At 51.3% G+C, this 6,650-nt stretch carries 6 protein-coding genes; 5 read left to right on the forward strand and 1 reads right to left on the reverse strand.

Annotation, left to right across the window (positions count from 1 at the left end; translation table 11 throughout):
* The 3 genes from leuB to B3W37_RS01815 all read left to right on the forward strand — a co-directional run.
* Positions 1-792: 3-isopropylmalate dehydrogenase (gene leuB / locus B3W37_RS01805; RefSeq protein ID WP_483174604.1), on the forward strand; the 792-nt coding region annotated here is incomplete at its 5' end.
* Positions 793-827: 35 nt separating this feature from the next.
* Positions 828-2,402 carry a citramalate synthase gene (gene cimA / locus B3W37_RS01810; protein ID WP_483174607.1) on the forward strand — a complete coding sequence of 525 codons (1,575 nt, stop codon included), beginning with the start codon at positions 828-830 and terminating at the stop codon, positions 2,400-2,402.
* A 218-nt stretch (positions 2,403-2,620) separates the two neighbouring features.
* Positions 2,621-3,682 (forward strand): nucleotidyltransferase family protein, encoded by a 1,062-nt coding sequence (locus B3W37_RS01815; protein ID WP_483169785.1) that lies wholly within the window; start codon positions 2,621-2,623, stop codon positions 3,680-3,682.
* A gap of 268 nt (positions 3,683-3,950) precedes the next feature.
* Here B3W37_RS01815 and B3W37_RS01820 read toward each other — a convergent pair whose 3' ends face one another.
* Entirely contained in the window at positions 3,951-4,511 is a 561-nt protein-coding gene (locus B3W37_RS01820; RefSeq protein ID WP_483169751.1) for a hypothetical protein, read from the reverse strand.
* 129 nt (positions 4,512-4,640) lie between these two features.
* Here B3W37_RS01820 and B3W37_RS01825 point away from each other — a divergent pair, with 129 nt between their 5' ends.
* Both B3W37_RS01825 and B3W37_RS01830 read left to right on the forward strand, forming a co-directional pair.
* On the forward strand, positions 4,641-5,900 hold the full coding sequence (locus B3W37_RS01825; RefSeq protein ID WP_483169750.1) for a BaiN/RdsA family NAD(P)/FAD-dependent oxidoreductase: 1,260 nt from the start codon (positions 4,641-4,643) through the stop codon (positions 5,898-5,900).
* 64 nt (positions 5,901-5,964) lie between these two features.
* Positions 5,965-6,650, forward strand: a 686-nt coding sequence (locus B3W37_RS01830) for an AAA family ATPase (RefSeq protein ID WP_483174608.1), incomplete at its 3' end; no start/stop codon positions are given.

A 6,650-nucleotide genomic window follows, 5' to 3' on the forward strand; every position in this document is an offset into this window, starting at 1 on the left:
CTGTTCGCCAACCTCAGGCCCTGCATCCTTTTCCCCGGTCTGCTGCAGGCTTCTACATTAAAGGAGGAGGTCATCAGTGGGGTCGATATCCTGGTGATCCGTGAACTCACCGGCGGTTTGTATTTCGGGGAAAAGAAACGCGAAATGACTGCCGATGGCGGCCAGCAGGCTACCGACATCCTCACTTATTCCACTTATGAGATCGAACGCATCGTCAGATTCGCTTATCAGGCGGCCCGGCAGCGCCGGGGGCAGTTGTGTTCGGTGGATAAAGCCAATGTATTGGAATCATCCCGCCTGTGGCGGGAGGTGGTAAGCCAGTTGGCCCGGGAGTATCCGGATGTGGAAACCACCCATATGTACGTAGATAATTGCTCTATGCAGTTAATCCGTTATCCCCGTCAGTTTGACGTCATTGTCACCGAGAATATGTTTGGGGACATTTTAACTGACGAAGCATCCATGCTGACCGGTTCCATCGGGATGCTTCCCAGCGCGTCGATTGGCGGAGCGGTGGGACTTTATGAACCTTCTCACGGCAGCGCGCCGGATATAGCCGGACAGAACAAGGCTAATCCTTTGGCCACCATACTTTCAGCCGCTATGATGCTGCGTTACTCATTCGGTCTTGCTGAAGAGGCTCAGACTGTGGAAGCCGCGGTGCGCAGCGTGTTGCAGGACGGCTACCGCACTCCCGACTTAATTCAGGCCAGCCTGAATGATGCCGGAATCAAAGCAGCCGACACCGTAACCATGGGCGACCTGGTCGCAGAGCGTATCACTGCTCAATAATAAGTAATGGAATATTTGATGAGGAGGATTTTGAAATTGGGGATAAAACGCGGGTAGCCGTATATGACACCACCTTGAGGGACGGCGCTCAGGGGGAAGGCATCTCCCTTACCGTCGATGACAAGTTAAAGATCGCTGCCAAGCTGGACTATCTGGGCATTGCTTATATCGAAGGCGGCTGGCCGGTAAGCAATCCCAAGGATATGGAGTTTTTCAGCCGTATCCAGGAGATCAAGCTCAATAATTCGAGAATTACAGCTTTCAGCGCCACCCGCAAGCCCGGCGTGGCCGTAACCTCGGACAATAACATCAAAGCGGTTTTGGACTCAGGGGTCAAAACCGCGACTATTTTCGGCAAAACCTGGGATTTCCACGTTATCAAAGCATTGGAAACCAGTTTGGACGAAAACCTCAATATGATCAGGGACAGTATTGGCTACCTGGCCAGCCAGGGCCTGGAAGTCATATTTGACGCCGAGCATTTTTTTGATGGATACAAGGATAATCGTGATTACGCGCTGCAGGTCCTGGAAAGAGCGGCCCAGGCCGGGGCGGTATGCCTGGTGTTGTGCGACACCAACGGGGGCACCATGCCCTGGGAAACCAGCTTGATTGTAGAAGACGTCAGGCAGCACTTCGATATACCTCTGGGGATTCATGTGCATAACGACTCGGGTCTGGCGGCAGCCAACACCCTTATGGCAGTGAAAGCCGGGGCGTCCCACGTTCAGGGGACTATTAACGGCTACGGGGAGCGCTGCGGAAATGTGGACCTGTGTACGGTAATACCCAGCCTGGAGCTTAAAATGGGTTATCGTGCCGTCCCGGCAGGAAACCTGAGAAGATTGACGGAAGTATCGCGTTATATCAGTGAGATTGCCAATATGCCTCATCATAACGATCAGCCCTATGTAGGACACGGGGCCTTTGCGCATAAAGGGGGCATTCATGTCAGCGCCATGTTAAAGGATACCCTGACCTACGAGCACGTCAATCCCGAGGATATTGGCAACCATCGCCGGGTTCTGGTTTCCGAGCTTTCTGGTTTATCCAACCTGTTGTATAAAGCCAAAGAATTCAATATCGATGTCAATGCTTACGACAGTGAAACCCGCAAGGTGATCCGGCAGATTAAAGAACTTGAAAACCAGGGTTTCCAGTATGAAGGCGCGGACGCCTCTCTGGAGCTGTTATTGCGCAAAGCTTTCAGCCAATTCACCGACTATTTCCAGTTAAAAAACCTCAAAGTCATCCTAGAGAAAAATGAGGAAGACCAAACCACCTCTGAAGCGATGGTTAAGATTGAAGTCGGCAGTCAGGTTTACCACACCGCAGCCGACGGGGACGGCCCGGTCAACGCCCTCGATAATGCCCTGCGCAAAGCATTGAACGAGGTTTATCCGGCTATCAAAGATATGCACCTGACCGATTACAAAGTCAGGGTATTGGATGGCAGTGAGGCTACTGCAGCCAGGGTCCGGGTTCTGATAGAAACCGCAGACGGCACTGATAAGTGGAGTACGGTGGGAGTGTCGGAAAACATAATCGAAGCTTCCTTTCAAGCCCTGGTTGACAGCATCAACTACATGCTGTTAAAGCGGGGAAAATAATAAGCCTGGTCATTCAACTAGGGGTAGCGGGGGGGGGGGGGGGGGGGGGGGGTTTTTTTTTTTTTTTTTCCCACCCCCCCCCCCCCCCCCCCCGACACCCCTATTGATGAGGCTGTTTCAAAAGGGGCAGCCTCCAAAATTGCAGGCTCAGATACCAGATGGTATAGTTAATACAACAGGGAAATAATAACCATTCAGGGGGTGCTAAAGTGAAGGCAATGATAATGGCAGCAGGAGTTGGGTCGCGTTTAATGCCCCTGACCATGCATGTTCCCAAACCGATGATACCGGTGGCCAACCGGCCTTTAATGGATAATATTGTATGCTGGCTCAAAGAGCAGGGCTTCGATTCTCTGATCTGTAATCTTCATTATCACCCCAAAGCCATTCGCGGCTATTTCGGCGACGGCCGCGACTGGGGTGTCAACCTGGATTATTCGCTGGAGCATGAATTGCTGGGAACCGCCGGCGGGGTGAAAAACTGCGAATGGTTTCTAGACGATTCATTTGCGGTAGTAAGCGGCGATGCCCTTACCGATATCGAACTGCAGCAGATGATGCAATTCCATAAAAAACAGGGAGCCCTGGCCACCATTGCCTTAAAAGCGGTGCAGGAAGTGGAGCAGTTCGGCATCGTGGTAACCGATGACGGCCATCGTATTGAGCGTTTTCAGGAAAAACCCAGGCCGGAAGAAGCCTGCAGCCGATTGGCCAATACCGGCATTTATATCTTTGAACCCGAGATATTCAAGTACATCCCACCGCGTCAGTTTTATGATTTCGGGAAACAGCTTTTTCCTCATCTGGTCAAAATAAAAGCGCCTTTCTTCGGTATGCCGGTTTCCAATTACTGGTGCGACATCGGCAGCATCAGCAGCTATAAAGAGGCCCAGGTGGATGCACTGGTGGGGCGTGTTGCCATGTCATTGCCGGGACAGGTTGTTGCCATGAATAATGGAGCCCAGGTACTGCTGGGCAAGAATGTGTCTATCGGTGACGGGGTCAACTGGCAGGGTATAAATGTGGTGGGGGACGGCTGTGTTATCGAAGATGGCGTTACCTTCTGCAATTCGGTGCTATGGAAAGACACCGTCATAGGCAGGGATAGCCGCATTGAAGAAGCTCTGCTGGGCAGCAACTGTGTTTTGGGCGCCAAGGTTTGGATCGCTCCGGGTGCCATTATAAATAGCGGCTGTGAGTTTGCCGATGGGATGCAGGTACCGGCTAACGCCAAGGTGTTCAATTCGATCGGCTCCGACCTGCAGCTGGAACAGGGCTGACAAAAGGACAGGCAAACCCCGAATCCAGCCAACCAGAGGGATACCCTTGCCGGTATCCCAGACCGTCGACAAAAGCGAATAACTGCGTTGTCCAATAGGTCCGCTCAATCAACGTACTATTTGTACGCCTCAATCTCGGGCCTATTGAGCGCCTTGCTCTTCGCTTCCGTCGCTTGCTCTGCACAGCTGGTTGACTTTGTCAACAAGCTGAGGGACACCCTTGCGGGTGTCCCTGCGAAATCCTGGGTTCAAGGTTTGATAATAATGGCTATACTTCCAGAAGTTCCTTAAAACTCTCATCCAGCTGATCCAAACTGTAACTTTCTACCAGCTCCAGATCGGAATCCTCGATGGGGGACAAATTGATGATCTTATAACCCCCGGCTTCTCTGATCAAAAAGGCTACTTCCTTTTGCACCGGCTGTTCCTGCTGCATTACCTGATATACTACCAGGGCGCTGTATTCCCCGGTTTTGGTGTATTCTTTTAAAACCTCGACTGACACGTCTTGTTCGGTGGGCTGGTTCTCTTCCAGGCTTTTAAGCATAGCTGCGGTTTCCTGCTCGATCTCAGCCCGGTTCTGCATCAGTTCGGCTGAGCTCATATCACGATATTGAGGCAGGTAATTAAGCGACCAAAACACACTCAAGTCATGGGCGACGGTTTCATAATCCCGGTCAAAATAGGCCTGATAAAAATGATCCACGGTTTTATCCGGAGAAGAAACATCAACAAAGGCCGCATAATAATACATTCCCGCCATTATTGCTACAATAAGTACAGGCAATAATTTCGGCACACCGGTTCTTGCCGGGTTAGTCTGATTCAAAGTGGGCACCTCCCGAAAATCATTAAGTTGATTGTAACACTTTTGTTCATCTGAAAACAATTTGTATTTTCTCGAAAAATCCGCTGTTGCAGGCCATTATCAAACAGCACAAGCAGCTAGGAGGCTAAAATGAAAAGGGTAGTGGTAGTTGGAGGAGGGCCTGCCGGGATGATGGCAGCCATCAGTGCTGCCGCCGGCGGGGCCAGGGTAAAGCTATTGGAAAAGAAATCCGCTCTGGGTAAAAAACTGGAGATTACCGGCAAAGGCCGCTGCAATCTGACCAATTCGCGTCAGGTCGGTGAGTTTATCGCACAGTACCCGGGCAATGGCCGTTTTTTATATAGCGCATTACATCAATTCAGCAATCAGGATTTGATAGACTTCTTTGAAGGGCGGGGCGTAAAAACCAAGATAGAGAGAGGGCAGCGGGTTTTTCCCGCATCCGACCAGGCGGCGGATATCGTGCAAGCCTTGCACCACAGCCTCATGGAGCATGGGGTGGAAGTAATCAAGCCCTGCCGGGTCAGCGATATAGTGATAGAAGAGAGCAGGGTACTGGGGGTGAAAACCGACCAGGGCTGCATAGAAGGGGATGCTGTCATCATCGCCACCGGAGGCCTGTCGTACCCGGGAACAGGTTCAACCGGGGATGGCTATCAGTGGGCCGCAAAGGCTGGTCATAGTATAATAACCCCCCGCCCGGGATTGGTGCCTTTGGAGGCCGCAGAAACCTGGGTGAAGCAATGTCAGGGTCTCAGTCTCAAAAACGTGCAGGCCACAGCTTATGATGAAGAGGGCAGGATGATCAATCAAGAGTGCGGCGAAATGCTGTTTACCCATTTCGGGGTTTCAGGTCCCATCATTCTCACCATGAGCAGTGATATCGCCAGGTTGCTGAGCGATGAAGGTAAAAAGGTCACTCTCCATATCGATCTAAAGCCGGCCTTATCTCCGGAAAAACTGGATGAGCGGCTGCAGCGGGACTTGGAGCTCTATTCGCGCAAACAGTTCAAAAATGCCCTGATCGATCTTTTGCCCCGGCTCTTGATCCCGGTTATAGTGAGCCTGTCAGGGATCGACGCCCATAAGCCGTGCCATCAGGTCACCAGAACGGAACGCTTGAGGCTGTTGGATATTTTGAAGAAGCTGCCTTTAACCATCAGCGCAACCCGACCCATCAAAGAGGCTATTGTCACCAGAGGGGGAGTGGATGTAGCAGCGGTGGATCCACGCACCATGCAGTCCAAGCTCGCCCTTGACCTGTTTTTTGCCGGGGAGATCCTGGACATTGACGGCTATACCGGGGGGTTCAACCTGCAGGCGGCGTTCTCTACGGGTTTCGTGGCCGGCAAGTATGCAGCCCGTTATGCAGTCGATTCAACACATTGACGATACAGAGGCAGTCTGTTATCATTACCTAGTGAAATATATTACAAAATGGGGGCTTTATGTCATGAGTGGGCCGCAAGGCACTTATAATGGTTCATCCGGTTACATAGTATCTGATGAATTGAGAAACAGCGTAAATATTGCCATAGCATTACAGAAACCGTTGCTGATAAAAGGGGAGCCAGGCACCGGCAAGACCATGCTGGCGCAGAGCATAGCCGACTCTCTGCAGATGGAGCTTATCATATGGAACATCAAGTCAACTACCAAAGCCCAGGATGGTCTATATGTTTACGATACTGTCCAGCGGCTCTATGACAGTCAGTTCGGTGAGCATGACGTGTCCGACATCAAACGCTACATTAAGATGGGCAAACTGGGGGAGGCTTTTCTTTCACCTTTGCCGGTGGTGCTCTTGATAGACGAAATCGATAAAGCTGATCTGGAATTCCCCAATGATCTTTTATGGGAACTTGACCAAATGAGTTTTTACATCCCGGAAACGCGTGAAACGGTAAAAGCCCGGCATCGCCCCATTGTGATCATCACCAGCAACGCTGAGAAGGAATTGCCTGATGCCTTTTTGCGCCGCTGTATTTTCCATTACATAGATTTTCCCAATGCGGAAGCCATGGAAAAGATTGTGGCGGTTCACCACCCCAATTTGGAGCGAAAACTGCTGGAGCAGGCCATGGAGTCTTTTTACGCGCTGCGCAGCCTACCCAATATGCAAAAACGCCCCAGTACCAG

Source organism: Syntrophomonas sp. UBA5494 (genome assembly GCF_002426325.1).

Excerpts from the sequence above, each read along its gene's own strand:
- B3W37_RS01825 (WP_483169750.1), top strand. The coding sequence starts at position 4,641 with ATGAAAAGGGTAGTGGTAGTTGGAGGAGGGCCTGCCGGGATGATGGCA.
- B3W37_RS01815 (WP_483169785.1), top strand. The coding sequence starts at position 2,621 with ATGATAATGGCAGCAGGAGTTGGGTCGCGTTTAATGCCCCTGACCATG.